The sequence below is a fragment of the Streptomyces sp. NPDC006743 genome (assembly GCF_040703815.1).
Lineage (GTDB): Bacteria > Actinomycetota > Actinomycetes > Streptomycetales > Streptomycetaceae > Streptomyces.
Genome location: NZ_JBEYJA010000005.1, coordinates 213,026 through 237,437 on the forward strand (window position 1 = coordinate 213,026; position 24,412 = coordinate 237,437).

The 24,412-nt window shown below is 74.1% G+C and carries 24 protein-coding genes and 1 pseudogene; 10 read left to right on the forward strand and 15 right to left on the reverse strand.

Going from position 1 to position 24,412, the window contains the following annotated elements:
- Positions 1–131: 131 nt before the first annotated feature.
- Positions 132–1,709 carry an apolipoprotein N-acyltransferase gene (gene lnt / locus ABZ719_RS07140; RefSeq protein WP_366724206.1) on the forward strand — a complete coding sequence of 526 codons (1,578 nt, stop codon included), beginning with the start codon at positions 132–134 and terminating at the stop codon, positions 1,707–1,709.
- Here the strand turns inward: lnt and ABZ719_RS07145 are convergent.
- Positions 1,627–2,538, reverse strand: coding sequence for a Gfo/Idh/MocA family oxidoreductase (locus tag ABZ719_RS07145; RefSeq protein WP_366724207.1), 912 nt, complete (start codon positions 2,536–2,538; stop codon positions 1,627–1,629). The genes lnt and ABZ719_RS07145 overlap by 83 nt on opposite strands.
- Before the next feature lie 321 nt (positions 2,539–2,859).
- Between ABZ719_RS07145 and ABZ719_RS07150 the strand changes: the two genes are divergently transcribed.
- A complete protein-coding gene (locus tag ABZ719_RS07150) occupies positions 2,860–3,375 on the forward strand; it encodes a DinB family protein (RefSeq protein ID WP_366724208.1) in 516 nt (171 codons plus the stop codon).
- A gap of 200 nt (positions 3,376–3,575) precedes the next feature.
- On the forward strand, positions 3,576–4,106 hold the full coding sequence (locus ABZ719_RS07155; protein ID WP_366724209.1) for a hypothetical protein: 531 nt from the start codon (positions 3,576–3,578) through the stop codon (positions 4,104–4,106).
- A gap of 9 nt (positions 4,107–4,115) precedes the next feature.
- On the opposite strand, the gene ABZ719_RS07160 is transcribed toward ABZ719_RS07155, so the two are convergent.
- The 6 genes from ABZ719_RS07160 to ABZ719_RS07185 all read right to left on the reverse strand — a co-directional run bounded on the left by ABZ719_RS07160 (position 4,116) and on the right by ABZ719_RS07185 (position 8,845).
- Entirely contained in the window at positions 4,116–4,643 is a 528-nt protein-coding gene (locus ABZ719_RS07160; RefSeq protein ID WP_366724210.1) for a hypothetical protein, read from the reverse strand.
- A gap of 292 nt (positions 4,644–4,935) precedes the next feature.
- Positions 4,936–5,619: a uracil-DNA glycosylase gene (ung, locus tag ABZ719_RS07165; protein WP_366724211.1), complete on the reverse strand. Its 684-nt coding sequence runs from the start codon at positions 5,617–5,619 to the stop codon at positions 4,936–4,938.
- 285 nt (positions 5,620–5,904) lie between these two features.
- A complete protein-coding gene (locus ABZ719_RS07170) occupies positions 5,905–6,672 on the reverse strand; it encodes an SDR family oxidoreductase (protein WP_366724212.1) in 768 nt (255 codons plus the stop codon).
- Positions 6,673–6,684: 12 nt separating this feature from the next.
- Positions 6,685–7,446, reverse strand: a complete 762-nt coding sequence (gene fabG / locus ABZ719_RS07175; RefSeq protein WP_366724213.1) for a 3-oxoacyl-ACP reductase FabG — start codon at positions 7,444–7,446, stop codon at positions 6,685–6,687.
- 125 nt (positions 7,447–7,571) lie between these two features.
- On the reverse strand, positions 7,572–8,000 hold the full coding sequence (locus tag ABZ719_RS07180; RefSeq protein WP_366724247.1) for a DUF3037 domain-containing protein: 429 nt from the start codon (positions 7,998–8,000) through the stop codon (positions 7,572–7,574).
- Between the two features lie 77 nt (positions 8,001–8,077).
- Positions 8,078–8,845, reverse strand: a complete 768-nt coding sequence (locus ABZ719_RS07185) for a HipA family kinase (RefSeq protein ID WP_366724214.1) — start codon at positions 8,843–8,845, stop codon at positions 8,078–8,080.
- 148 nt (positions 8,846–8,993) lie between these two features.
- Between ABZ719_RS07185 and ABZ719_RS07190 the strand changes: the two genes are divergently transcribed.
- A complete protein-coding gene (locus ABZ719_RS07190) occupies positions 8,994–9,506 on the forward strand; it encodes a Rieske (2Fe-2S) protein (protein WP_366724215.1) in 513 nt (170 codons plus the stop codon).
- A gap of 40 nt (positions 9,507–9,546) precedes the next feature.
- Here the strand turns inward: ABZ719_RS07190 and ABZ719_RS07195 are convergent, their stop codons facing one another.
- Entirely contained in the window at positions 9,547–10,449 is a 903-nt protein-coding gene (locus ABZ719_RS07195) for a LysR family transcriptional regulator (RefSeq protein ID WP_366724216.1), read from the reverse strand.
- Between the two features lie 74 nt (positions 10,450–10,523).
- Between ABZ719_RS07195 and ABZ719_RS07200 the strand changes: the two genes are divergently transcribed.
- Positions 10,524–11,609 carry a DMT family transporter gene (locus tag ABZ719_RS07200; protein WP_366724217.1) on the forward strand — a complete coding sequence of 362 codons (1,086 nt, stop codon included), beginning with the start codon at positions 10,524–10,526 and terminating at the stop codon, positions 11,607–11,609.
- Between the two features lie 75 nt (positions 11,610–11,684).
- On the opposite strand, the gene ABZ719_RS07205 is transcribed toward ABZ719_RS07200, so the two are convergent.
- On the reverse strand, positions 11,685–13,016 hold the full coding sequence (locus ABZ719_RS07205) for an aminotransferase class I/II-fold pyridoxal phosphate-dependent enzyme (RefSeq protein WP_366724218.1): 1,332 nt from the start codon (positions 13,014–13,016) through the stop codon (positions 11,685–11,687).
- Positions 13,017–13,039: 23 nt separating this feature from the next.
- Here ABZ719_RS07205 and ABZ719_RS07210 point away from each other — a divergent pair, with 23 nt between their 5' ends.
- Positions 13,040–13,735, forward strand: a complete 696-nt coding sequence (locus ABZ719_RS07210) for a pyridoxamine 5'-phosphate oxidase family protein (RefSeq protein ID WP_366724219.1) — start codon at positions 13,040–13,042, stop codon at positions 13,733–13,735.
- Between the two features lie 81 nt (positions 13,736–13,816).
- Here the strand turns inward: ABZ719_RS07210 and ABZ719_RS07215 are convergent, their stop codons facing one another.
- The 4 genes and pseudogenes from ABZ719_RS07215 to ABZ719_RS07230 form a co-directional block, all read right to left on the reverse strand.
- On the reverse strand, positions 13,817–14,767 hold the full coding sequence (locus ABZ719_RS07215; RefSeq protein ID WP_366724220.1) for an EamA family transporter: 951 nt from the start codon (positions 14,765–14,767) through the stop codon (positions 13,817–13,819).
- 217 nt (positions 14,768–14,984) lie between these two features.
- Positions 14,985–15,989 (reverse strand): EamA family transporter, encoded by a 1,005-nt coding sequence (locus ABZ719_RS07220; RefSeq protein WP_366724221.1) that lies wholly within the window; start codon positions 15,987–15,989, stop codon positions 14,985–14,987.
- Positions 15,990–16,390: 401 nt separating this feature from the next.
- Positions 16,391–16,918: pseudogene (locus tag ABZ719_RS07225) on the reverse strand (Clp protease N-terminal domain-containing protein); the annotation flags it as partial.
- Positions 16,919–17,157: 239 nt separating this feature from the next.
- The gene (locus tag ABZ719_RS07230) at positions 17,158–17,793 is read right to left on the reverse strand and encodes a PadR family transcriptional regulator (protein WP_366724248.1); all 636 of its coding nucleotides are present in this window, start codon (positions 17,791–17,793) and stop codon (positions 17,158–17,160) included.
- Positions 17,794–18,059: 266 nt separating this feature from the next.
- Here ABZ719_RS07230 and ABZ719_RS07235 point away from each other — a divergent pair, with 266 nt between their 5' ends.
- Together ABZ719_RS07235 and ABZ719_RS07240 are read left to right on the forward strand one after the other, a co-directional pair.
- On the forward strand, positions 18,060–18,449 hold the full coding sequence (locus ABZ719_RS07235) for a VOC family protein (protein ID WP_366724222.1): 390 nt from the start codon (positions 18,060–18,062) through the stop codon (positions 18,447–18,449).
- Positions 18,450–18,727: 278 nt separating this feature from the next.
- The gene (locus ABZ719_RS07240) at positions 18,728–19,537 is read left to right on the forward strand and encodes a PhzF family phenazine biosynthesis protein (RefSeq protein WP_366724223.1); all 810 of its coding nucleotides are present in this window, start codon (positions 18,728–18,730) and stop codon (positions 19,535–19,537) included.
- A gap of 44 nt (positions 19,538–19,581) precedes the next feature.
- Here the strand turns inward: ABZ719_RS07240 and ABZ719_RS07245 are convergent, their stop codons facing one another.
- Positions 19,582–20,382 (reverse strand): type II CAAX endopeptidase family protein, encoded by an 801-nt coding sequence (locus tag ABZ719_RS07245; protein WP_366724224.1) that lies wholly within the window; start codon positions 20,380–20,382, stop codon positions 19,582–19,584.
- 630 nt (positions 20,383–21,012) lie between these two features.
- The gene (locus tag ABZ719_RS07250) at positions 21,013–22,533 is read right to left on the reverse strand and encodes a glutamate--cysteine ligase (RefSeq protein WP_366724225.1); all 1,521 of its coding nucleotides are present in this window, start codon (positions 22,531–22,533) and stop codon (positions 21,013–21,015) included.
- A 558-nt stretch (positions 22,534–23,091) separates the two neighbouring features.
- Between ABZ719_RS07250 and ABZ719_RS07255 the strand changes: the two genes are divergently transcribed.
- Positions 23,092–23,676 carry a hypothetical protein gene (locus ABZ719_RS07255; RefSeq protein ID WP_366724226.1) on the forward strand — a complete coding sequence of 195 codons (585 nt, stop codon included), beginning with the start codon at positions 23,092–23,094 and terminating at the stop codon, positions 23,674–23,676.
- Positions 23,677–24,203: 527 nt separating this feature from the next.
- On the forward strand, positions 24,204–24,410 hold the full coding sequence (locus tag ABZ719_RS07260; protein WP_030177618.1) for a DUF5999 family protein: 207 nt from the start codon (positions 24,204–24,206) through the stop codon (positions 24,408–24,410).
- Positions 24,411–24,412 lie beyond the last annotated feature (2 nt).

Below are 24,412 nucleotides of genomic sequence, written 5' to 3' on the forward strand. Positions count from 1 at the left end.
GGCCGGTTCCCGGAGCGTCCGGAAAGTCCGCGCCGTCGCCCGCCTGGGCAGGGGGGCCGGCGGCGCGCACACTGGAAGCCGTCCGAAGATCGCCGGGTAAGCGGAGCCGTCCACGGGTAGGAGGGCGCCCTATGAAGACGTCAGGCCGCTTGCTCGGCTCGCCCTGGCGGCGTTCGGTGCTCGCCGCCCTCGCCGGTGCGCTGCCGATGCTCGCCTTCCCCGCACCGGCGCTGTGGTGGTTCGCGTACGTCGCGCTCGTCCCGTGGATCCTGCTGGCCCGCTGCGCGCCGACCGGGCGGCGGGCCGCGTACGACGGCTGGTGCGGCGGCCTGGGCTTCATGCTGGCCGTGCACCACTGGCTGCTGCCGAGCCTGCACGTGTTCACGGTGGTGCTGGCGGCGCTGCTGGGCGCGCTCTGGGCGCCCTGGGGGTGGCTGGTGCGGCGGTTCCTCGGCGGCACGCCCTCCGCCGGCCGCTGCGCGGTCTCCCTCGTCGTGCTGCCGTCGGCCTGGCTGGCCGTGGAACTCGTCCGGTCCTGGCAGGGCCTGGGCGGCCCCTGGGGCATGCTGGGCGCCAGCCAGTGGCAGGTGGCACCGGCCCTGCGTCTGGCCTCGGTCGGCGGTGTGTGGCTGCTGAGCTTCCTGGTGGTGGCCGTCGACGTGGCGGTCGCCGTGCTCGTGGCGGTGCGCGGGGTCCGGGCGCCCGCGGTGGCCTCCCTCGCCGCCACCGCCGCGCTGACCTCCGCGGCCTGGGCCTGGGCACCGCGCCCGGAGACCGACGGTCAGGTCCGCATCGCCGTGGTCCAGCCGGGCATGATCGGCGGGACCGAGAGCGGGCAGCGGCGCTTCGACCGCGAGGAGCAGCTCACCCGCGGCCTCGCGGGACGCCACGTCGACCTGGTCGTCTGGGGGGAGAGCAGCGTCGGGTTCGACCTCGCGCAGCGGCCGGACCTCGCCCGGCGGCTCGCGGCCCTCTCCCGGGAGACCGGCGCGGACGTCCTGGTCGACGTGGACGCCCGGCGCTCCGACCGGCCCGGCATCTACAAGAGTGCCGTGCTGGTCGGCCCGCACGGCCCGACCGGCGACCGCTACGACAAGATGCGGCTGGTCCCGTTCGGTGAGTACGTCCCGGCCCGCTCGCTGCTGGGCTGGGCGACCTCCGTCGGCAAGGCCGCCGGCGAGGACCGCAGGCGGGGCAGCGGGCAGGTGGTCATGGACGTCGGCCACGGCCTGCGCATCGGTCCGCTGATCTGCTTCGAGACCGCCTTCCCGGACATGAGCCGGCACCTGGCGCGGGACGGTGCCGGGGTGCTGCTGGCCCAGTCCTCGACCTCCACGTTCCAGCACAGCTGGGCGCCCGCGCAGCACGCCTCGCTCGGGGCGCTGCGCGCCGCCGAGACCGGGCGCCCGATGGTGCACGCCACGCTGACCGGGGTGTCCGCCGTCTACGGCCCGGACGGCCGGCGCGCCGGACCCTGGCTCGGCACCGGCGCGAGCACGGCCCGGGTGTACGACGTACCGACCGCGCACGGCGCGACCCTCTACGTCCGCTACGGCGACTGGCCGGTGCACGCGGCGCTGCTGGTGCTGGCCGCGCTGTGCGTGACCGAGGGGGTGCGGGCGCTGCTCAGGCCGCGCCGGAGCGCTCCAGCACCGTCCGCAGGACGCGCTCGCACAGCTCGTGGGTCTCCAGCGCGTCCCGGGCGCTGAGGAGCGTGCCGGCGCGGACCGCGTCCAGGAAGGCCAGTACGGCCTGTTCGATGCCGCGCTGACGGGCGACGGGCACCCAGTCGCCACGCCGGCGCACGGTCGGCTGTCCCTTGTGGTCGATGGTCTCGGCGAGGTTGACCACCTGGCGCTTGGTGTCCTGCCCGGAGACCTCGAGGATCTCCTCCGCGGAGCCGCTGAGGCGGTTCATGACGCCGAGCGCGGTGAACCCGTCCCCCGCGAGCTGCAGCACGACGTGGTGCAGCAGTCCGTCGCGCATCCGGCCGCGCACGGTGACGTCGTCGACCGGTCCCGGCACCAGGAACCGCAGGGTGTCCACGACGTGGATGAAGTCGTCGAGGATCATCGTGCGGGGCTCCTCGGGCAGCCCCGCGCGGTTCTTCTGCAGGAGGATCAGATCGCGCGGGTGCTCGGCGCACTGCGCGTATCCGGGCGCGTGGCGGCGGTTGAAGCCCACCATGAGCGAGACGCCGCGTTCCTCGGCGAGTTCCACCAGCCGGGCGGAGTCGGCGAGTTCGTAGGCGAGCGGCTTGTCGACGTACGTGGGTACGCCGGCCTCCAGGAGCCGGGTGACGATCTCCGGGTGGACGGCGGTGGGGGCGTGCACGAAGGCCGCGTCGAGGCCCTGCGCGAGCAGGGCGTCCAGGTCGGTGTGGCGCCGGCCGGCGGGCAGGTGCAGGCTGTCGGCGACCCGCTGCAGCGTGGCGGGCGTCCGGGTCTGCAGGTGCAGGTCGACCCCGGGCTGTGTGCCCAGCACCGGCAGGTACGCCTTCTGCGCGATGTCGCCCAGTCCGATGCAGCCGACCTTCACGTGTTCTCCCTCGCCGTTGTGCCCGCGTCCGCGGTTCCTGCCCGCACGGCAGCATACGGGCGCCGCGTGGGCCGCCGGCCGGCGATGCCCCGTCGAAGCCGCACAGCGGCGCTCCCGGCAGGGGCCCGGAGCGCGCGGCGCCCGGTCTCGCCCCGCGGGCCCGCACCGGGCGCGAGCCCGTTCACCGGTGCGCCGGGCGCCCGGCTCCCCGCTCCCCGCTCCCGGCGAGGCACGGGGGGAACTGGGGAACCGCCGGCCGGTCCGCTCCGCGGCGGGGGAAAACCCGTGGTGTGCGGGCCACCCCTGAGCGACGATCGTCGCATGACGACGACCGAACGCCGCGAACCCGCCCTGACAGCCGACGAACGCACCATGCTGGAAGGCTGGTTGGACTACCACCGCCAGACCCTGGCGTGGAAGTGCGAGGGTCTGACCGACGAACAGCTGCGCACCGCGTCCACCCCACCGTCCGACCTGACCCTGCTGGGCCTGGTGCGCCACATGGCGGAGGTGGAGCGGAGCTGGTTCCGCAGGGTGCTGGCCGGTGAGGACGCCGGACCGCTCTACTACGACGACGAGGACCCCGACGGCGACTTCCACGTCACCGCCACCGACACCTGGGCCGAGGCCCACGCCACCTGGCAGGCCGAGATCGAGGCCGCCCGCCGCCTCTGCGCCGGCGTCGGCCTGGACGACCTGTCGAAGGGCAGGAGCAGGAGCTCCGACGAGCCCTTCAACCTGCGGTGGATCTACACCCACATGATCGAGGAGTACGCCCGGCACAACGGCCACGCCGACCTGATCCGCCAGCGCCTCGACGGGGCGACGGGCGACTGACGGGGCGGGTCCCGAGCCGGGGGCGGGACGCGGGCGCGCCGGCCGGCGGCAGAGGCGGCGCCCGCCCGCACCGCGCCGACCGCACGGGCGTCACCCACCCGCACCGCCCGGACTCCCTACGGGGCGGGAGATCACCCGTGCGGGGCATCCTCCGCCGGTCCGCGGGCCGCGCGCGCCCCGGACGCAGCAGAGTGACGCGGGTGCATCGAACGACGACCGCCGCAACGCTCCTGATCACCATGGCCGTCTCGGCCCTGACCGGCTGCGTCACGGTCCAGCGGCCGGCTTCCGGCGGGCCGGGGCCGAAAGCCGCCTCCGCCGCGGCCCCGGCCCCGCGCCCGGAGGGCGGCACCGGTCCGCGCGCCGTCCAGGCTCCCGCCCGGGAGGCCCTGGGACGCGCGGGTTCCTCCGGCTCCTCCGAACCGTCCGCGCACCCGCGTCCGCCCGCCGCCCCGCACCCGGCCGCACCCGCGGCCCCGGCCAGCGCCCCGGCACCGCGCGCGCGGCACCCGCACCCGCACCCGCACCCGCACCCGGCACCGCACTCCCCCGGCCGTCCCGCGCACCACCCCGCGCCGCCCCGGCCTCCCGCGGCACGCCAGGGCCGGGCTCCCGCCGGGCACGGAGCGCCGCCCGCCGGCCCGGGTGTCTGCGCGCTCGGCAAGCAGTACGGCGGCTGGCGTGCGAACAGTCCCGAGGCGAAGATCTGCGGCCAGACCTACGGCCGCTGAGCACCGCCGCTACGACCGCTGCCGGGGCGGTCCCTCCGGATCCCCTCCGGCGCCGGGACCGCCGTCGCCCAGGCGCAGCTCCAGCCGGTGGATCGCCGCGCGCACCCCGTCGCCGTAACTGTCGTCGGCCAGGCCGCCGGCCGTGCCGCGAGCGTGGCGGAGGTGGCTCCGGGCGGCCTCACGGCGGCCGAGCTTCACGTAGTCGGCGGCCAGGTTCAGGTGCAGGGACGGGTACAGGGCACGGACCGCCGCCGGTGCGCCCCCGGACCCGGCGCGCCGCTCGTCGGTGAGTTCCTCGGCGGCCGACAGTGCTCTGAGGTCCCAGGCCAGTTCGTCGCAGGGGTCGTCCTGGGTGTCGGCCATGTAGTGGGCCAGTGTGCAGCGGTGCAGCGGATCGCCGTCCGCGCCGATCTCCCGCCACAGGGCGAGGAACCGGCCCCGGGCCTCCTCCCGGTCACCCGCGTGGTGCAGCATGACGCTCTGCCCGATCCGCGTCAGCACGGCGTCGTCCGCGGTCTCCTCCTGCCGCTCCGCCACGCGCCCTCCAGCCCTCTCCCCGACCCGACTCCCCCGACGCTAACGGCACCCACCGGCATTCCGGCTCAGGCTGCCCGCGGGAGGGCCGCGTCTCACCCCGAGTCGGGACACCGGCGGCGTCACGGGCCGGGGCGGCGGCGCCGCGGCACCGCCGGTGGACGACGCGGACGCGCCACCGGACACGGCACCTGAAGGCGCCCCCCGGTCCTGCCTGCCCCCGCCGGCCACCCCGCCCTCGCCCCCATCGGGACCGGTACCAGACCTCCGACCGGATTGCGGCACGGGAACGGACTCAGCCCAGGTCCGGAATTCGCCAGTCGATCGGCTCGTGTCCCTGCCGGGCCACCGCCTCGTTGATCTGCGTGAACGGACGCGAGCCGAAGAACCTCTTCGCCGACAGGGGAGAGGGGTGCGCGCCCTTGACTACCACGTGCCGGGTCTCGTCGATCAGGGGGAGCTTCTTCTGCGCGTAGTTGCCCCAGAGCACGAAGACCGCCGGGTCGGGCCGGTCGGCCACCGCCCGGATCACCGCGTCGGTGAACTTCTCCCAGCCGCGGCCCTTGTGGGAGTTGGCCTCGCCGGAGCGGACCGTGAGCACCGCGTTGAGCAGCAGCACGCCCTGCTCGGCCCACGGCATCAGATACCCGTTGTCCGGGACGGGGGTGCCCAGCTCGTCGTGCATCTCCTTGTAGATGTTGCGCAGCGACGGCGGGACCTTCACACCGGGGCGCACCGAGAAGCACAGGCCGTGTCCCTGCCCCTCGCCGTGGTACGGGTCCTGTCCGAGGACGAGGACCTTCACCCGGTCGTACGGCGTGGCGTCCAGCGCGGCGAAGACCTCCTCGCGCGGCGGGTAGACGGGACCCCTCGCCCGCTCCTCCTCGACGAACTCGGTCAGCTCCTTGAAGTAGGGCTGCTGCAGTTCGTCGCCCAGAACCCCGCGCCAGGACTCGGGCAGCATGGCGATGTCGGTCACGTCACGTCCTCACGATGTGCGGTCACTTACTGCTCACCGAAACTACAGGCGACCACTGACAACGCTCCCGCGCCCCCGGCGACCACCGCAGCCTCGCACGCCCTGAACCCTCCTCACATGCCTGTTGAGCAGGGCTTTCATGACCACGTTGGCATGGCGGCGGGCGGCTTCGCGCGTCCGGGCAGGGCGTGGGACCGGTCCGGAGAACGCCGGTGGGCCGCCCTGTCCAGGACGGCCCACCGGGTGGGAGGGATCAGCTCACGCCGGTGTCACCGGCCAGGAGGTTCAGCTCACGCCGGCGTTGAGGAAGATGCCGCCGTCCACGACGAGCGTCTGCCCGGTGATCCAGTCGGACTGCCCGGAGGTGAGGAACGCCGCCGCGCCGCCGATGTCGGAGGGGACGCCGAGGCGGCCGAGCGGGTAGGCCGCGGCGGCCTCCTCCTCGCGGCCCTCGTACAGGGCCTGGGCGAACTTCGTCTTCACCACGGCCGGGGCGATGGCGTTGACCCGCACCTTCGGCGCGAACTCGTGCGCGAGCTGCTGGGTCAGGTTGATCATCGCGGCCTTGCTGATGCCGTACGCGCCGATGAACGGCGAGGGGGCGAGGCCGGCGACGGAGGAGATGTTCACGATGGCGCCGCCGTGCTCCTTCTGCCAGGCGTGCCAGGTGCGCTGGGCGAAGCCGAGCGCGGAGACGACGTTGGTCTCGAAGACCTTGCGCGCCACGTTCAGGTCGAGGTCGGCGATCGGTCCGAACACCGGGTTGGTGCCGGCGTTGTTGATCAGGTGGTCGACGCGGCCGAACGCCTCCATGACGCGCTCGACGGCCTCCGCCTGGTGGGCCTCGTCGTGGGCCTTGCCCGCGACGCCGATGGCCCGGTCGGCGCCGAGCCTGTCCACGGCCTCCTTCAGGGCGTCCTCGTTGCGGCCGGTGATGCACACCCGGTCGCCCCGGGCCACCAGTGCCTCGGCGATGCCGTAGCCGATGCCGCGGCTGGCGCCGGTGATGAGGGCGACCTTGCCCGACGGCTCGGCGGGTTCCACGGAAGTCATGTGCGTGTTTCCTTAGTCGAGCGGTCCGCCGGCGACGTAGAGCACCTGGCCGGAGACGAAGCCGGCGGCGTCAGCCGTGAAGAAGGCGATCGCGTTGGCGATGTCCTCCGGCTCGCCGACGCGCTGCACCGGGATCTGGGTCGCCGCGGCGGCCTTGAAGTCCTCGAAGCCCATGCCCACGCGGTCGGCGGTGGCCTTGGTCATCTCGGTGGCGATGAAGCCCGGGGCGACGGAGTTGGCGGTGATGCCGAACTTGCCCAGCTCCTTGGCGAGGGTCTTGGTGAAGCCCTGCAGACCCGCCTTGGCGGCGGAGTAGTTGACCTGGCCCCGGTTGCCGAGCGCGGAGGACGAGGAGAGGTTGACGATCCGGCCGAAGCCCGCGTCCACCATGTGCTTCTGGACCGCGCGGGTCATCAGGAACGAGCCGCGCAGGTGCACGTTCATGACGGTGTCCCAGTCGGAGACGCTCATCTTGAACAGCAGGTTGTCACGGAGCACGCCCGCGTTGTTGACGAGGATCGTGGGCGCGCCGAGTTCCTCGGCGATGCGTGCGACCGCCGCTTCCACCTGGGCCTCGTCGGAGACGTCGGCGCCGATCGCGACGGCCCGCCCGCCGGCCGCGGTGATCTTCTCCACGGTGTCCTTGCAGGCGGCCTCGTCGAGGTCGATCACGGCGACGGCACGGCCCTCGGCGGCCAGTCGTACGGCGGTGGCCGCGCCGATGCCGCGCGCGGCACCGGTGACGACGGCGACCCGCTGGTCAGTGGTGGACATTGCTGCTTCTCCTCGCCCTTGAGAGAACCCGGTGTGCGGTGAGCAACCGCTTAGTACCTTCGGTGGGTGTGACGCTAGAAGCCCTGGCACCCGGTGTCAACGGCACACCGGGTGCGTGTGATCCATTACCTCACCAGAAGGTCCAGCAACCGCTCCGTCTCCGCGGCCGGGTCCAGGGTGAGTCCGGTGTGGACCGGGCCGGGCTGGACGATCGTGGAGCGGGGCGCGGCCAGCCAGCGGAACCGGCGTCCGGCGTCGTCGCCCGCCGCCTGCCCGGCCGCGCTGCCGCCCGCGCAGACGCTCTCCACAGCGGCGAGGGCGGCCCGCACGCCCGCCACGTCGGCGTGCGGGTCGAGCGCCAGCAGCCGGGCCTCGTCGAGATGGGTGCGGGCGCCGACGTAGGCCTTGGCACGGCAGTAGACGAGCACCCCGGCGTTGATCCGCTCGCCGCGCTCGACCCGCGGGACGATCCTCAGCAGGGCGTACTCGAAGACGTCCCGTTCGCTCGTCCGGCCGCCGATGATGTGGCGCTCCCCCGCCTGCCGGCCCCCCAGGATGTGGTGGTCGCCCGTCTGCCGGCGGCCCGTGACGGAGTGGTCCGCCGCCTGCCGCCCGGTGGTGTCGTGGTCGCTCACTTGGCCGTCCCCTCGATTCCGTGGATGCGCTCGTGGATCACGGCGGCCCGCGCGAGCAGCGGCCGGGCGTAGGCGCGGCGCAGTTCGCCGGGCGTGCCGAAGCCGGGCTCCCCGGTCAGCCAGGCGTCCGGGATCTCGGCGGTCACCTCGGCGAGCAGTTCCTCGGTGACGAGCGGGGCCAGGTGTGCGGCGGCGGCCGCGAGGTCCGGGCCGAACGGCGCGAGCGCGTGGTCGGTGGCGTCGTAGGGGCGTGCGGCGGAGGCCTCGGCACCCGGCCAGTTGTGGTGCCAGATCATCGTCGCGCCGTGGTCGATGAGCCACAGTTCGCCGCGCCACCTGAGCAGGTTGGGGTTGCGCCAGGAGCGGTCCACGTTGTTCACGAGCGCGTCGAACCAGACGATCCGCCCCGCCTCGCCGGCGTCCACCGGGAAGGCCAGCGGGTCGAACCCGAGGGCTCCGGAGAGGAAGTCCATCCCGAGGTTGGCGCCGCCGCTGGAGCGCAGCAGTTCCTGGACCCGCTCGTCGGGTTCGCCGAGTCCGAGGACCGGATCGAGGCCGATGGTCACCAGCGGGGGAACCCGGAACCCCAGCCGCCGGGCCAGTTCTCCGCACACGACCTCGGCGACGAGCGTCTTGCGGCCCTGCCCGGCGCCGCTGAACTTCAGGACGTACGTCCCGAGGTCGTCGGCCTCGACGAGTCCTGGCAGCGAGCCGCCCTCCCGCAGGGGTGTGATGAAGCGGGTCGCGTTGACTTCCTTGAGCATCGCCCCAGGTTACTGGGGCCCCGGGCGGCTCCGGTGGGCCCCGGACGGGTCCGGAGGCGATCTGAACGCCCGGCGCCGCGCGGACGTACCCCTGCGCACAGATCCGTCGCGAAGTCCGCGGCGGAGTCCGCGAGAAGGGAACGCCGGCATGACCAGCGCATCGAACCGTCCCCCGCAGGAGCCGGCCCGCCGTACGGTCGTGGCGGCGCTGGGCGCGGCGGGGATCGCCGTCACCCTGACCGCCTGCGGGCCGGACGGCGGGCCGGCGTCGGGCACCTCCGGAGCCGGCGAGCCGGCGTCGGGCGCCTCCGGACCGTCCTCCTCCGGTTCGCCGGGGGCTTCCGGGCCGTCTTCCGCCGGTTCGCCGGGTGCCGGTGGGGTCCTCGCCAGGACGTCCGACATCCCAGAGGGCGGCGGCCGGATCTTCGCCGACCGGGGCGTCGTCGTCACCCAGCCCGAGAAGGGCCGGTTCGAGGCGTTCTCCTCCACCTGCACCCACCAGGGCTGCACGGTGAGCGGGATCGCGGACGGGGTGATCAGCTGCCCGTGCCACCACAGTGAGTTCTCGGTGACCGACGGGAGCGTGCGGAAGGGCCCCGCGCTCCGGCCGCTGCCCGCCCGGAAGATCTCCGTCCACGGCGACGGGATCGAACTGGCCTGAAGACGGCGGCACGAAGCCCCCGCCCCCGGGCGGGTGCCGCTCAGCCGATCTGCTCCCCCGCCTCCCGCAGGGCCTCCACGGCGGCGCGGATCGAGGGGCGGCGGTCGGCGTCGGTGCGCCACACCGCGTAGACGTGCCTGCGCACGGCCTGGCGCACCGGGACCGTGCGCACGCCGGCGGGCAGCGGTCCCCGCCCGAGCCGGGGCGCCACGCAGACGCCGAGTCCGGCGGCGACCAGCGCGAGCTGTGTGGCGTGCTCCTGCGCGCGGTGCGCGACGCGCGGTTCCACCTCCTTGGACCGCAGGGTGTCCAGCAGCCATTCGTGGCAGAACTCGTCGTCGCCCCAGGTGATCCAGTCGTCGTCGGCGAAGTCCTCCAGGGCGGCCTGTGCGCGGTCCGCGTGCCGGTGCGTGGCGGGCATCGCGACGTCGACCGGGTCGTCGAGGAGCGGCGCCCGGGTGAGCCCGTCGGGCACGGGCAGCGGCTTGTTGTACCAGTCGAGCACCACGGCCAGATCGACGTCCCCGCGCAGCACGGCCCGTACGGCCGGCGCGGGTTCGACCTCGGCGGTGGTGACGCCGAGGGCCGGGTGCCGGGCGCGCAGATGGCGCAGCGCGAGGGGGAACAGTCCGCGGGCGCCGGTGGGGAAGGCGGCCAGCCGCAGCTCGCCCACCACCTGCCCCCGCTGGGCCTCCAGGTCGGACTGGGCCAGCTCGACCTGGGAGAGGATGCGCGCCGCGTGCTCGGCGAGGAGCCGGCCGGCGTCCGTGAGCCGCACGCCCCGGCCGTTCCTGGCGAGGAGCCGCTGGCCCACCTCCCTTTCCAGTTTGGCCATCTGCTGGGAGACCGCCGAGGTGGTCACATGCAGCCCGTCGGCCGCACCGCTGACCGAGCCGTGCCGGGCGAGGGCGTCGAGGGTGCGCAGGCGCTCCAGGTTCAACATGTAAGCGATACTACGAGGTACCGGCCGCCAATTCTCGATTGTGCTACGAGGTGGTGTCCGGGCACGCTACGTCCATGAGTTCCGCGACCGCATCCTCCGCTCCGACCCCGACCGCCCCGCCCGGCCGGGCCCGCGGCCCGCTGCACTGGCGGGTCCGTTTCGCCTTCCTCGCACTGGTGTGGGGGTTCAGCTTCCTGTTCATGAAGGTGGGCACGCGGAGCTTCGCGCCCTTCCAGGTGACGCTGGGACGGCTGGTGTTCGGCACGGCCGTGCTGGCCGTGGCCATGGCGGTGAAGCGGGAGCGGCTGCCGCGCGGCGCCCGCACGTGGGGTCATCTCGCGGTCGCCGGTCTCTTCCTCAACGCGCTGCCCTTCTCCCTGTTCGCGTACTCGGAACTGACCATCCCGTCCACCCTCGCGGGCATCTGCAACGCGACCTCGCCGCTGTGGGGCATGGCGCTGTCCCTGGTCGCCCTCTCCGAGGACCGGCCGACGCGGGTGCGGGTGGCGGGTCTCGGGCTCGGTTTCCTCGGCGTGCTCACCGTGCTCGGCGCCTGGCAGGGCTTCCACGGCCCGGACGCCCGGGGCACGGCGATGGCGCTGCTGGCTTCGCTGAGCTACCCGGTCGGCTGGATCTACGTCCGGCGCACCCTGGCCGGTGCCGCGGAGTCGCACCTGTCGCTGACCGGGGGCCAGTTGCTGCTGGCGACGGCGCAACTGGCCGTCGTCACCCCGCTGTTCACCAGCGTGCCGAGTCACGTGGGCGTGTTCCCGCTGCTCGCGGTGGCCGCGCTGGGCGCGCTGGGCACGGGCGTCGCGATGCTCGTGCAGTACGGCCTGGTCGCCGAGGTCGGTCCGACGACCGCCCAGATGGTCACCTACTTCGTGCCGATCATCGCCGCCGGCGCCGGTGTCGCCGTCCTCGGTGAGCGCCTGAGCTGGTCGACCCCGGTCGGCGCGGTGATCGTCCTGGCCGGGGCGGCCCTGTCCCAGGCTCGGCCCGGACACGGCGCCCGGCGCGCCCGCGCCGCCGCCTCGACCGCGCCGGGACAGCCGGTCCGGTCCGGCGCGCGGCCCCCGGCTCCCGCGCCGGACGGCGTCCGCCCCGCCGAGCGGCCCGCCCGCCCCGAACCGGCAGCGCCGGCGAGCACGAATCCGTAAGTCCCGCACCGGGCCGGGAAGTCCCCGGCCCCAGTCCTCAGCCCCGCGCCGGCCGGAAGGCCCCGGCCCCCTCCCTCAGACGTAACTCCGCTCCGGGGCCGGTCCCAGCGCCGCCGCCACCGCGTCCGCGAGCCGCTCGGTCTCCTCCTCGCTCAGCGCCGAGACGGTGATCCGGACACCCGGCGGCTCGTGCAGCCGGAAGCGGGCGCCCGGGGCGACGGCCCAGCCCGCGTGCAGCAGCCGGGCGACGACACCCGTCTCGTCCGGCACCGGCACCCACACGTTCATCCCGCTGCGCCCGCGCGCGGCGACCCCGCGCTCCGCCAGCGCGCCGATGAGCAGGTCGCGCCGCCGGCTGTACTCCGCCGCCACCGCGCCGGTGTCCAGGGCGGACTCGGTCCACAGCCGCGCGACGGCCCGCTGCACCAGCAGGCTCACCCAGCCGGGCCCGAGCCGCTGCCGCCCGCGCACCCGGTCGACGGTGACCTGGTCCCCGGTGAGCACGGCCAGGCGCAGGTCGGGACCGTAGGCCTTGGCGACCGACCGGACGAAGGCCCAGTGCCGGGTGGCTCCGGCGAGCGGGTGCAGGGGGAGGTCGACGATGCCGTGGCCGTGGTCGTCCTCGACGAGCAGGGTCTCGGGGTGCCCGGCGAGCACGGCACGCAGGGCACGCGCGCGGGGTGCGCTCAGCGCCGCGCCGGTCGGGTTCTGCGCGCGGTCGGTGACGAGCAGCGCCCGCGCGCCGTCCGCGAGCACCCGGCGTACGGCGTCGACGCGCGGCCCCTCGTCGTCCACGCCCATCGGCACCGTGCGCAGTCCGAGCGCCGGCACCAGGTCGAGTGTCCTGGCCCAGCCCGGGTCCTCCACCGCGACCGTGTCCCCCTGTCTGAGGTGGGCGGTCAGGACCCGCTCGACGCCGTCCAGCGAGCCGGTGACCACGGCGAGCGGTCCCTCCGGCACACCGTCGGCGTCCAGCTCGGCGCGGGCGGCGCGCGCCAGCCGGGGGTCGACGGCCACGTCGCCGTAGAGCACGGGGTCGCGGTCGCCCTCGGCCGCGGCGGCCGCGAAGGCCGGGGCGAGCGCCGGCAGCAGGGCCGGGTCCGGGTTGCCCGCGGACACGTCCCGCACGCCCTCGGGCACGTCGACGCCGATGCGGTCCCGCCCGGTGGTGGCCGGCACGGGCCGCACCCGGCTGCCCCGGCGCCCGGCGGTCTCGATGACCCCGCGCTCGCGCAGCACCCGGTACGCGGCCGCGACGGTGTTGGGGTTGACGCCGAGATCGACCGCCAACTCCCTCATCGGGGGCAGCAGTTGCCCCGGTTCGAGGTGTCCGGCACCCACCGCGCGCTCGACGCTCGCCGCGATCTCCGCTGCACGACGGCCCTCGATCCGATATTCTCCTAGCACAAAGTCAATTATGCACTAGTGCAATGGAGACCGCAATGCAGGGGACCCAGCAGCCGACCCCGACGGCCGACATCTACCCGCCGACCGACCGCACCGTCCCCACCCGGTCCGCGCAGAAGGCGTCCTACGACAAGGAACTGGTGCACGCGATACTCGACGAGGCGTACGTCTGCCACCTGGGCTTCGTCCGCGACGGGGCGCCCGTGGTGCTGCCGACGCTCTACGGCCGGGTCGGCGAGCGGCTGTACGTGCACGGCTCGACCGGATCGCGTCCCCTGCGCATGGCGGGCCAGGCCGAGGCGGGCCTGCCGGTCTGCCTGACGGTCACCCATGTCGACGGCCTGGTGCTGGCCCGCTCCGCCTTCCACCACTCGGTCAACTACCGCAGTGTCGTGGTGCACGGCACCGCCCACCAGGTCACCGACCCCGACGAGAAGCGCATGGCCCTGGACGCGCTGGTCGACCACGTGGTGCCCGGCCGGTCGGCCGACTCGCGCCCCGGCAACGCGAAGGAACTGGCCGCGACCGCCGTCCTCCGCCTCGACCTCACGCAGGTGTCGGCCAAGCTGCGCACGGGCGGCGCCAATGACGAGCCCGAGGACCTCGCCCTCCCCCACTGGGCCGGCGTGGTCCCGGTGCGCAGGACCTACGGCGCTCCGCTCCCCGAGGCGGACCTGGCGCCCGGCACCGAGATCCCGGGGTACCTCGCGGACCTGTAGGCGGTGCCGCGGGCGCGGGAGACAGGGGCGCCGGCGCCCGGCGGCCCGGAGACCGCAGGGGCCGGGGCGCCCCTTCCCCTGTCAGACCAGGGCAGGTTCCTCGGCGGCGGACCGTGCGCCGCGGGTCTCCGCGATGGCGAGGCCGCCGACGGAGCCGAGCATCAGCGCGGTGCCCACCAGCGTCGCCGCCGTCAGCCGCTCGCCCAGCAGGGTGACCGCCAGCACCGCCGCGCTGACCGGCTCCAGGAGCATGATCACCGACACGGTGGCCGAGCGGACGACGGCCGCGCCCGCGAAGTAGAGGGCGTAGGCGAGTGCCGTCGGCACGGTGCCGATGTAGGCGAGCAGCCACAGCAGCCGGACCGGTTCGACGGTGTGCGGCACCAGCCCCTCGGCTGCCGCGAGCGGCAGCAGGCACAGCGTGGCCACGGCGAACGCCCCCACGGTCGTGGCGGAGTGGTCGGCGCCGCCGTCCCGGCCCCACCGGCGGGTCAGCAGCGTCATGCCGCTGTAGCCGGCCGCGGAGGCCAGGGCGAGCAGCACGCCCCACGGCCGTACGGCGGCACCCCCGCTGCCGAGGACCAGCACCCCGAGGCCGGCCAGCGCGCCGGCGACCGCGGCCGCACCGGACCGGCCGAGCCGTTCGCCCAGGGTGAGGCGGGCGCCGAGCGCGATGAGGACGGGCCCGGCGCCGAGGGTGACGACCGTCGCGACGGCCAGTCCGGTCGCGGACACGGCGGCGAAGTAGGCGGTCTGGAACACGGCGAGCCCGAGCCCGGTGGCACCGGCCCGCAGCAGGGCACCGCCGCGGGTGACCGCAGTCGCCGGCCGCACGCGCGGCCGCAGCAGACGCACGGCGAGCAGCAGGACGACGCCCGCGAGACAGCGCCAGAAGGACAGCGCGGCCGGTCCCATGTCACTGGCCCGGTAGACCAGGGAGGCGGCGGCACCGGCGGTGCCCCAGGCGGCACCGGCGACGATCAGGTAGAGGAGGCCACGCCCGACGGGCAGGCCTGCAGAAGCATGCGACACGAGTTCTCTCCGCAGAGTGCAGAAGTTCACAAGGAGGACCCCGGTGCGACGGGGTCGTCGGACTTCTTCTGCGGGCAGCACCGCGCGGGCCCGGTCGCGTTCCGGGCCGCGGAAGGTCCGCGGGTCGGGCCGGAGCGCCGGGCTCGTGGAAGGAGGCCCGCTCGGTCAGGCGACCGGCGGCGAGACGACGAGTGCGCGCGTATGCATGTCCGGCACCCTAGACCGTCGTTCCGCGCGCCGACAACTCCCGCTCGCCACCGCCGCTCCCGGCCGGTTCCGCCGCTGCCCCCGCGGGCGACGAGGACTGCGCGATGAAGGCGCCCAGCAGGACGACGGCACCGCCGGCCACCTGCGGCGCGGAGAGGTGCTCGCCGAGCAGGACCCAGGCCAGCACGGTCGCGATGACCGCCTCCAGGCAGGCCACCACGCCCGCCACCTGGGGCGAGAGCCGGCGCACCGAGAGCACGCCGGTGACGTACGCCAGGACGGTGGCCACCAGCACGATCCAGACCAGCAGCGCGGCGGCCGGGACCGCCGTGCCGTTCATGTCCGCGGTGTGCGCGAGCACCGTCCAGTCCATGCCCCAGGGCCGGGCCACGGCGGTCAGGACGACGGCGCCGACGAGCAGCCCGTACGCGATGACGCCGAGCGGGTCCGGCGCCCGGTCACCGGCGTCGCCGCCCTGGTCGGACAGGACGAAGTAGCCGACCTGGCAGCAGGCCGCGCCCAGGGCGAGCAGCAGGCCGAGGGCGTCGAAGCCGAGGCCGGACCAGACCTCGACGACGCAGGCGAGCCCGCCGGCGGCGAGGACCACGCCGAGGGCGGCGGCCCGGGTGACCGGCCGCCGCTGCACGAAGCGGACCCAGCCGAGCACCAGGGCGGGTGCCAGGTACTCGATGAGCAGGGCCACCCCGACGGGGATACGGGAGAGCGCGGCGAAGTAGCACGCCTGGACGCCCGCCACGGCGAGCAGGCCGAACCCGGCCAGCAGCAGGGGGCGGCTGCGCAGCAGCGCGCGGTGGCGCACGGCGAGCGGGAGCATGACGAGCGCCGCGCCGGTGACGCGCAGCCACACGACGTGCAGCGGGTCGAGACCCGCTTCGATCAGCGGCTTGGCCGCGACCCCGGAGCCGCCGAAAGCGACCGCGGAAACGAGCGCGAGACCGAGCCCGACGCCTTTGCCGGACTGCCCCTGACTGATCCCAGACGTAACCACCGGCACATGATGACAGGCGGCGACATGAGCGTCACCCTCGTTGGCACCTGTCTCACCGGCTGGACGCGGGCGTCACACGTGGAGGGCGCCGAGGGGGCGCCGCGCCGCCCGCGCGCACGGTCTGCGGCGCGGGCGCGGGCGGGGGTAGGCGTTCCGTGTCCGGCCACAGGGTGGAGTCTCGGGCCCTCGCCGAGGGCGGGTGGCGGGCGGCGGCAGGGTCAGCGGGTGGTGCCGCTGCCGCCGGCGTACTCCTGCGCGCGCTCACGGCGCTCGCCGTGCACCGCGTTCTCCGCTCGCCCCGGGCGCTCACCGTCCAGGGCCAGGGCCGTCACCACGGGCTCCCCGCGTTCGTCACCCCTGACGTCCGCCGCCTGCTCCCGGCGCTCGCCCTCTCCGCCGTCCGCCGCGTCGAGGCGGGCGGCCAGTTCCCGCGCGTCGATCCCCGCGCGGGCGAGCACCTCGACGGCCCGTGACCCGGGGTCGGCGGTGACCGCCGCGAGGAGGTCGAGGCCGCCCGCCGGGCCGTCGCCGCGGCGGGCGGCGCGCGCACGGGCGTGCTCCAGCGCGGCTGACGCGGCCGGTGAGCAGCCGTCAGCCTCCGCGACCACGGCGTCGCCCACGCTCACCACGGGCAGGGCCCCGGAATCCTCGACGCTGGTCTGCCAGCGCAGTCCGTAACCGATGCTGCGCTGGACGAGGTAGCCGAGCAGCCGGGCGATCCGCGGCCCGCCGGCGAAGACGGCACGCACCTCGGGGTCCGCCTCCAGGAGGGTGTGCAGCAGATGGGCGGTGTCGATCTGCCGGTCCCCGTCCCGGACCGCCCTCCTGCGCGCAGCGGCGACCACCGCCACCAGCTCGGCACTGAGCCCGGCGTCGTCGTCGGGGCGGCCGCCGCCCTGCTCGGGGACCGGCTGCCTGGGGATACGGGGTCGCACGTCCCCCAGCCCATCAGTCCCGAGGGCTCAGGTCATCCCCGGCCAGAAGCATTTCCGCATCCCACGCAGAGTGGACCCGGGCGGACGGAATCTCCTCCTTACGGATGAGACCAGGTCAATCCGCACAGAGTTCACCGGGGAGGCGCACAGCCGCCCGCAGCCCTCCGCCCAGCCCGAGCCCCGCACCCGCGCGAAGGCGCCCCGCGGACCACTGCGCGGGGCGCCCGTCACAAGGACGCTCAGTCCTCGTCGGCGAGGATCAGGTACAGCTTCTTGCGGGCGTCGTTGATGACGGCGAGCGCCTTCTCGCGCTGCTCCTTGCTGCCGGTCTTCCAGACCTGCCCGAACGCCTCCATCAGCCCGAACCCGGCCTGGCGGATCTCGCCGAGAACCTCCCAGTCGACACCGCGCGAGGCCTCCTCCCAGGGCGCTTCCGGACCTTCGCCGGCGGCCGCGCGGCCCTCCTCGGTGAGCGAGAACAGCTTCTTGCCGCCCTCGGACTCACTGACGATGAGCCCCTCGTCCTCCAGCAGTTGAAGGGTCGGGTAGACCGAGCCCGGACTGGGCTTCCACGCCCCGCCGCTGCGCTCGGCGATCTCCTGGATCATCTCGTAGCCGTGCATGGGCCGGTCCCTGAGCAGGGCCAGGATCGATGCCCGTACGTCGCCGCGCCGCGCCCTGCCACGCGGTCCGCCGCGCCCTCGCCCGCCCCAGGGGCCGGGGCCGAAACCCGGTCCGAAGCCAGGGCCGCCGGGGCCGAAGCCCGGCCCGCCCGGCCCGAAGGGACCGAAGGCGGCCCGCCGCCCCTCGAAACCTCCCAGGCCGCCCCGGCGGCCGTCGTGCCGGTGTCCACGTTCGAACCCGTGGGTACGCATCGCCATCACTCCATTCCATCGTTGATCTGTCGCGATACTTCAACGATATATCGGAACAGCTCGCCCGACAACCCCCTTCCCCACGGCCTCCTTGACCTGTCTCAGCGAAGTTCGATCGGTCTCACTGCAGATCGACCACCGGCGGGTTCGTCTCACCGGAGTCTGACCGTCCCTGCTCTGTGCCACCGATCGATGGTTCGTCAGCGCGCACCGTGCGTGGGGCGACCGACGCTGAGCGGTCCTGTGGGCCTTGAGAGGATCAGGGCATGGCGGACTCACCTCTGCAGATCAATGCCCTCATCGTCGATGCCACTGACCCTGAGCGGCTTGCCGCGTTCTGGTCCGAGTTGCTTGGCCGGCCAGTCGTGGGCCGCATGGGACCCTACGTATGGCTGCGGCGCGAGAACGGCCTGGGCCTGGGCTTCCAGCGGACCGGCGAGCCCAAGTCGGTGAAGAACCGGATGCACTTCGACGTCACCTCACCCGACCCGGCCGCAGAGCAGGCACGTGTCGAGGCGCTCGGCGGGCGCCGGCTGGAGGAGTACGACGCCGGCGGGTTCCTGGTGATGGCGGATCCCGAGGGCAATGAGTTCTGCATCATCCCCGAAGGCCCCTTCGAACTCGATGACGAGGGGCGCGCGGACTACCTCACCTGACCGGCCCTCCCGCCTGAGCCGGAACACCGTCGGCTCCCCCTCCGTCACCGGAGTTTGATCGGCACCGGCGGTGGATCCCGCTCCAGCCACGACTCGTAGCCCACGTGACCGCCGGCCGTCACCGCGTAGTACCAGCCCGCGAAGCTCTTCTCGCCCCCCGCAGGCGGCTCTGCCCGGCTCCGCAGGCGACTGCGTCCGGCCGCGCCGGTCCGGGCCACGAGCCACCCGGCACGAATTGGCCTTGGCCGGACGCCCGGTGGTGCCCCTACGGTCGGGGGATGCGGATTCGAATCGTCGACGCCTTCACCGACCGCCCCTTCGCCGGCAACCCGGCCGGGGTGCTGCTCCTGGACGCGTTCCCCGAGGACGACTGGCTGCAGAAGGTGGCCCGGGAGGTCAACCACGCCGAGACGGCGTTCGCGCACCCGCTGCCCGCGGGCGGAGAGGCCGACTGGGCGCTGCGCTGGTTCACCCCCGTCACCGAGGTCGCCCTGTGCGGGCACGCCACGCTCGCCACCGCCCATGTCCTGTACGCCACCGGGGCGCACTCGGGTGCGGCGCGCTTCGCCACCCGCAGCGGCGTGCTCGTCGCCGCGCCCGCCGACGACGGCGCGATCACCCTCGACTTCCCGACCGCCCCGCTCACCGAGGTCGAACTGCCCGCCGGAGCAGCCGAGGCCCTGGGCGCCGAGCCGCGCACCGCCTTCGACACCGGCCCGGACGTGGGCGACCTGGTGCTGGAACTGGCGGACGAGAAGACGGTCCGGGCGCTGGCCCCCGACCACAAGGCGCTGGCCGCCTGCTCGGCGCGCGGCGTCATCGCCACCGCGCGGGCCGAGGACCCCGGCCGCGGCTACGACTTCGTCTCACGGTGCTTCTTCCCGAACGTGGGCATCGACGAGGACCCCGTGACCGGCAGCGCCCACACCGCCCTCGCCCCTTACTGGTCCGAGCGCCTGGGCCGCTCCGCCCTCACCGGCCTCCAGGCCTCCCCGCGCTCGGGGCTGGTCCGCACCGAGGTACGCGGCGAACGCACCCTGCTCACCGGCCACGCGGTCACGGTCATCGACGGCGAACTCCACGCCTGAGAGCGCGTCGGCCCACGCCCGTCACCCGGCGCGGGCGGGGCCGGTCAGGCGGTGGGAAGCCAGCCGACCTTCCCGGCCAGCAGGGCGTAGCCGACGAACGCGCCGATGTCGAGCAGCGAGTGCGCCACCACCAGCGGTCCGACCCGGCCCCACCGCCGGTACAGCCGGACGAACACCACGCCCATGACCATGTTGCCGAGGAAGCCGCCGATGCCCTGGTAGAGGTGGTAGGAGCCGCGCAGTACGGAACTGGCGGCCAGCGCGGTCCCCGGGGCCCAGCCCAGCTGCCGCAGCCTGCGCAGCAGATAGCCGACGACGATGACCTCTTCGAGGACGGCGTTCTGCACGGCGGACAGCACCAGCACGGGGTACTTCCACCACACCCCGGGCAGCGCCTCCGGTACCACGGTCAGGTTGAAGCCCAGGCCGCGGGCGGCCAGGTAGAAGGCGATGCCGGTGCTGCCGATGACCGCGGCCACGGCGGCTCCGCGGCCGAGGTCGGGCCAGGGCCGGGAGCGGTCGAAGCCGAGGGTGCGCAGGCTCTGTCCCTCGCGCAGCAGGAGGTGCGCGACGAGAGCGACCGGCACCAGCGCGGTGGCGATCCCGAAGAGCTGCCAGGCCAGGTCGAGCCAGGGACGGCCCGGCGCGGCGGAGGCGTTGAGGGTGGCGGCCTGGTCCTTGAGGCCGCCGGGTTTCGTGACCGACCCGAGGAAGCTGATCAGCGCGGAGACGCCGCTCGCCCCGAGCGAGAGCGCCAGGACGAGCAGCGTCTCGTCCCTCAAGGTCCGCCGCGACAGCCGCTCGCCCGGCCAGGAACCGGCCTCGGGCCCCGCTTCCGCCTGCACACGCGCCTCCAGTCCACGTCCTGAGAGGTCACAGCTTGCCCGATCCGCCGCGTCGCGGCACGGCCGCCCCCTGCCGAACGCCCGGATCGGCGCGGCCCGGTACGGATCAGCCCGGCCCGGGACGGGATCAGGCCGGCCCGGCACCGTACGTCAGCAAGGCGCAGACCCGTGGGGCTCCACGCGGCCCGGCACCGCACGGACCACCGGGGCGCACCACCCCGAGGTCGGCGCGGCCCGGCACCGCACGGACCACCGGGGCGCACCACCCCGAGGTCGGCGCGGCCCGGCACCGCACGGACCACCGGGGCGCACCACCCGGAGGTCGGCGCGGCCCGGCACCGCGCGGACCGCCGGGTCAGCGGGCCACAGAGCACCGCCCCCGAGCAGTTGGGCCTACCTCAGCGGCCCCTCGCCCCCTCAGCTCCTCCGCCCCCGGGTCCCCGAACCCCGCGTTCCGGGCCCGGCCGCCCGGCCGGGGCGCACCCGCTCCGGCAGCAGCCCCCGGCCGTGTCCCACCCATGGCCCACCGCAGCCGTGCCGCGCGACACCGGCCCCCGGCCGGGTGGCGAAACGCCCCCCGCCCCTGCCACATGCGCACGGCACGCGCGGGCCCCCGAGGGGCAGCCGCCGTCAGCCCAGCGGCACCGGCTCGGGCAGGCCGACCGGCCAGGTGTGGACGGGTTCACCCATCCGCATCAGTTCGCAGTAGCGCCGGGTCGTGGCCGCCAGCGCCGCGTTCCGGTCGAGTCCCTGCTCCTGCCGGGCCCGGTGGAAGGTGGCGGCCTGCCACTGCGCGCCGTTGACCCGGCGCCGGCACCGCTCCTCGATCACCCCGAGGTAGCGGTCCCGGTCCGCCGGCTCCACGCCCCATGCGTTCAGTCCGGACTCGGCCAGCGGCAGCAGTTCGTCGCGGACCAGGGTGACCGCGTCGGTCTCGGCCGTGCCCGAGGAACGGCCGCGCCGGGGCCAGGTGAAGCGGGCGTCGATCCCGTGCCGGCAGGCGGCGTCGAAGTTGGCCGCCGCGGCCTCGAAGGGCAGTCGGGTCCACACCGGCCGCGGCTCCTCGGCGAGGGCGCGGACCAGTCCGTAGTAGAACACCGCGTTGGCGACCACGTCCGTGACCGTCGGCCCGGCGGGCAGCACGCGGTTCTCCACGCGCAGGTGCGGCACGCCGTCCGCGACGTCGTAGACCGGCCGGTTCCAGCGGTAGATGGTGCCGTTGTGCAGCACCAGTTCGGCGAGTTTCGGGACGCCGCCGGCGTCGAGCACCTCCAGGGGGTCCTCGTCGTCGCAGATCGGCAGCAGCGCCGGGAAGTAGCGGAGGTTCTCCTCGAACAGGTCGTACGCCGAGGTGACCCAGCGCTCACCGAACCAGGTGCGCGGACGCACGCCCTGCGCCTGGAGTTCGGGCGGGCGGGTGTCCGTGGACTGCTGGAACAGGGGCGGCCGCGACTCGCGCCACAGCTCGCGCCCGAAGAGGAACGGCGAGTTGGCGCCCACCGCGATCTGTGCCGCGCTCGCCGCCTGCGCCGCGTTCCACACGTCCGCGAAGCGCCCGGGGGTGACCTGGAGATGAAGCTGCACCGAGGTGCAGGCGGCCTCCGGCACGATGGACTTAGAGGTGCACACGAGGTGCTCCACCCCGTCGATGTCCAAGGTGAAGTCCTCACCGCGGGCCGCGACGATCTGGTCGTTGAGCAGCGTGTAACGGTCGACGTCGGAGAGGTTCGAGGAGACCAGGTCGTCCCGGTCCAGCGTCGGCAGAATACCGATCATCGCTATGGAGGAGTCGACCTCACCGGCTTTCCGGTCGGCATATGCCAGCGACGTTCTCAGTTCCTCGGCGAGCCGGTCGAATACGCGGCCGCCCAGCCGGTGCGGGGCGATGTTGACTTCCAGATTGAACATGGCGAGTTCCGTTTGGAAGTCCCGGCTGGCGATGCGCTCGAGTACTTGCCCATTCAGCATTTTCGGCATCCCGTCGGAGCCCACGAGATTCAATTCGATCTCCAGCCCCATGAGGTTCTTGGGGCGGTCGAACCGCTTCTCCGCCAGCAGCCGCTCCAGCCCTGTCAGGCATCGCCTGAGCTTGTCGCGGTAGCGGTTGCGATCGGACAGGTCGAACCGTCCTGCCACGACCTTCTCCCCCATCGCAGCGTCCTTCCTCGCTCGGGCGGGCCTTGAGGATCGGGCCGCCGGGGTCCTGGTCAGGAGGGATGATGCCCCGCGAACGCGATCGATAACGTCCCGCGCCGGCCGAGCACCGACTACCCTGGTCTCAAGTGTCCGGAGGCACATTCACGGGGCATGGAACACCCAGCAGTTTCGGGTGCCCACGAAGACTCGTGAAAAACGCCGACGACAACGAGCCGTCCGCCGCGCGGACAGAACCCGAGGTCATCGCGGCGCCACCCGCTCGGAACCGGGATGATTCCCGCATATCTCCGGCCGAATGAACCCTTGCCGTCCGCGCCGGAAACGGGTAGACGAAACAACACCTGAACATTTGTCGTATAAACTCTGCACCACGGCAGAAGGTCGGCGTCCACGACCCTGGACCTGTGCCGTCAAGCATCAAGCGGCAGGCCGCGCTCCGTCCCACTTCACTGACCGGACCCCGGCCGCCACCCTGCCCCGAGAGCTGACAGCGCTGTCCGCCCCCGCCCCGCCCTCGCGCCACCGTGCCTGCCGAATGAGAGGCGACCCACCATGCCGCTGCATGTCCCCCCGGCCCCCGCGCCCGCGCTCCGCTCCGTCCTCACGGCACTCGGTTCACCCACCGCGGTGAGCGAGGCACGGATCTCCGCCCTCCGTTCCGCGCAGGACCCGGCCACCCCCGACCTCCCGCTGCCCGTGCACGTCCTGGACCGGATCACTCCCGAGGGAGTCTCCGCGACCCGGCTGGCGGGGTGGCGTTTCCTAATCCGCTGCGGCGACCACGCCGTGGCCGCGGCGGAGACCCGGCTCACCCCCGACGGCTGGGCCTTCTCACACTTCTTCGAAGGCCCGTACGTCACCTCGACCGAGCGCGCCCTGCGGCAGGCGGAGACCATGGCGCAGCCCTACCAGCCGCGCCTGCTGTCGATGCCCAGCCTGTACACGCTCACGCTCTGGCTACACGGCGACCTCTCCGACGACGGCTCCACCGGCCACCCGGCCGCCACCGACCTGCTCGTCCCGCTGGCTCCGGCCCCGCCCGGCATCCCGGCCCACGTGCCGCACCGGGTCGCCGACCTGCTGCCCCTGCTCACCCACCGGGTGACACCGATCCGGCTCATGGGTTCGCCCGCCTGAGCCGCCCGACCGCCCGAGGGGCCCGAGTCTCCTGGCCCCTGGGCCCTGAGCAGTCCTGAGCCCGCTCCGCCGCCCTCCACCCCGCTGCCGGACACCTGGCAGCGGGGTGCTCTCTGTCACACCGGCCGGTATACCCATCCATATCCGCACCGGCATCGGCTCGGCATCGGCACCCACGTACGGACCCGCGCCACCCGATCCGTACGCCGCTCGCCAAAGTCGCACCCCGCTCCCCTGAGCGGATCGGGAAGCCCCACGGCCGGGTGGCCCGACCGGACTAGCCCCATCCGGCCCCCTCGAACCATCCGAAGGGACCGTGCGGTGCAGGTGAACCGCTCGCGCGGGTGACGCGTCCTGAATCTGTGAGAGGCGGTGCCGCGATATTCCTGCGGAATCACGTCCGCGGGGCAACACTGGTTTCAGTCCGACTCATCATCAAACGGGGGGCGGCCATGGAGCATGCCACCAGCCGCAGGACACACACGACAGCCATCCCGGACCACACGACACGACGAGAGATCCCACCCATGTGCCAGCACCAGCCACCGTGTCCCTCAGCCGACTCCGCCGACCGGGAATCCGCCCGTCTTGTGGCGCACCACCCGGAGCAGGGCTGGAGCCTGCTGTGCAACGGCGTCCTGCTCTTCGAGGACACCGGTGAGCTTCTGCCGGACGGCCAGATCATCGCCCCGCACCGCCCGCTGGGCGCCGACCGGGTGATGACCGCCGCCTGATC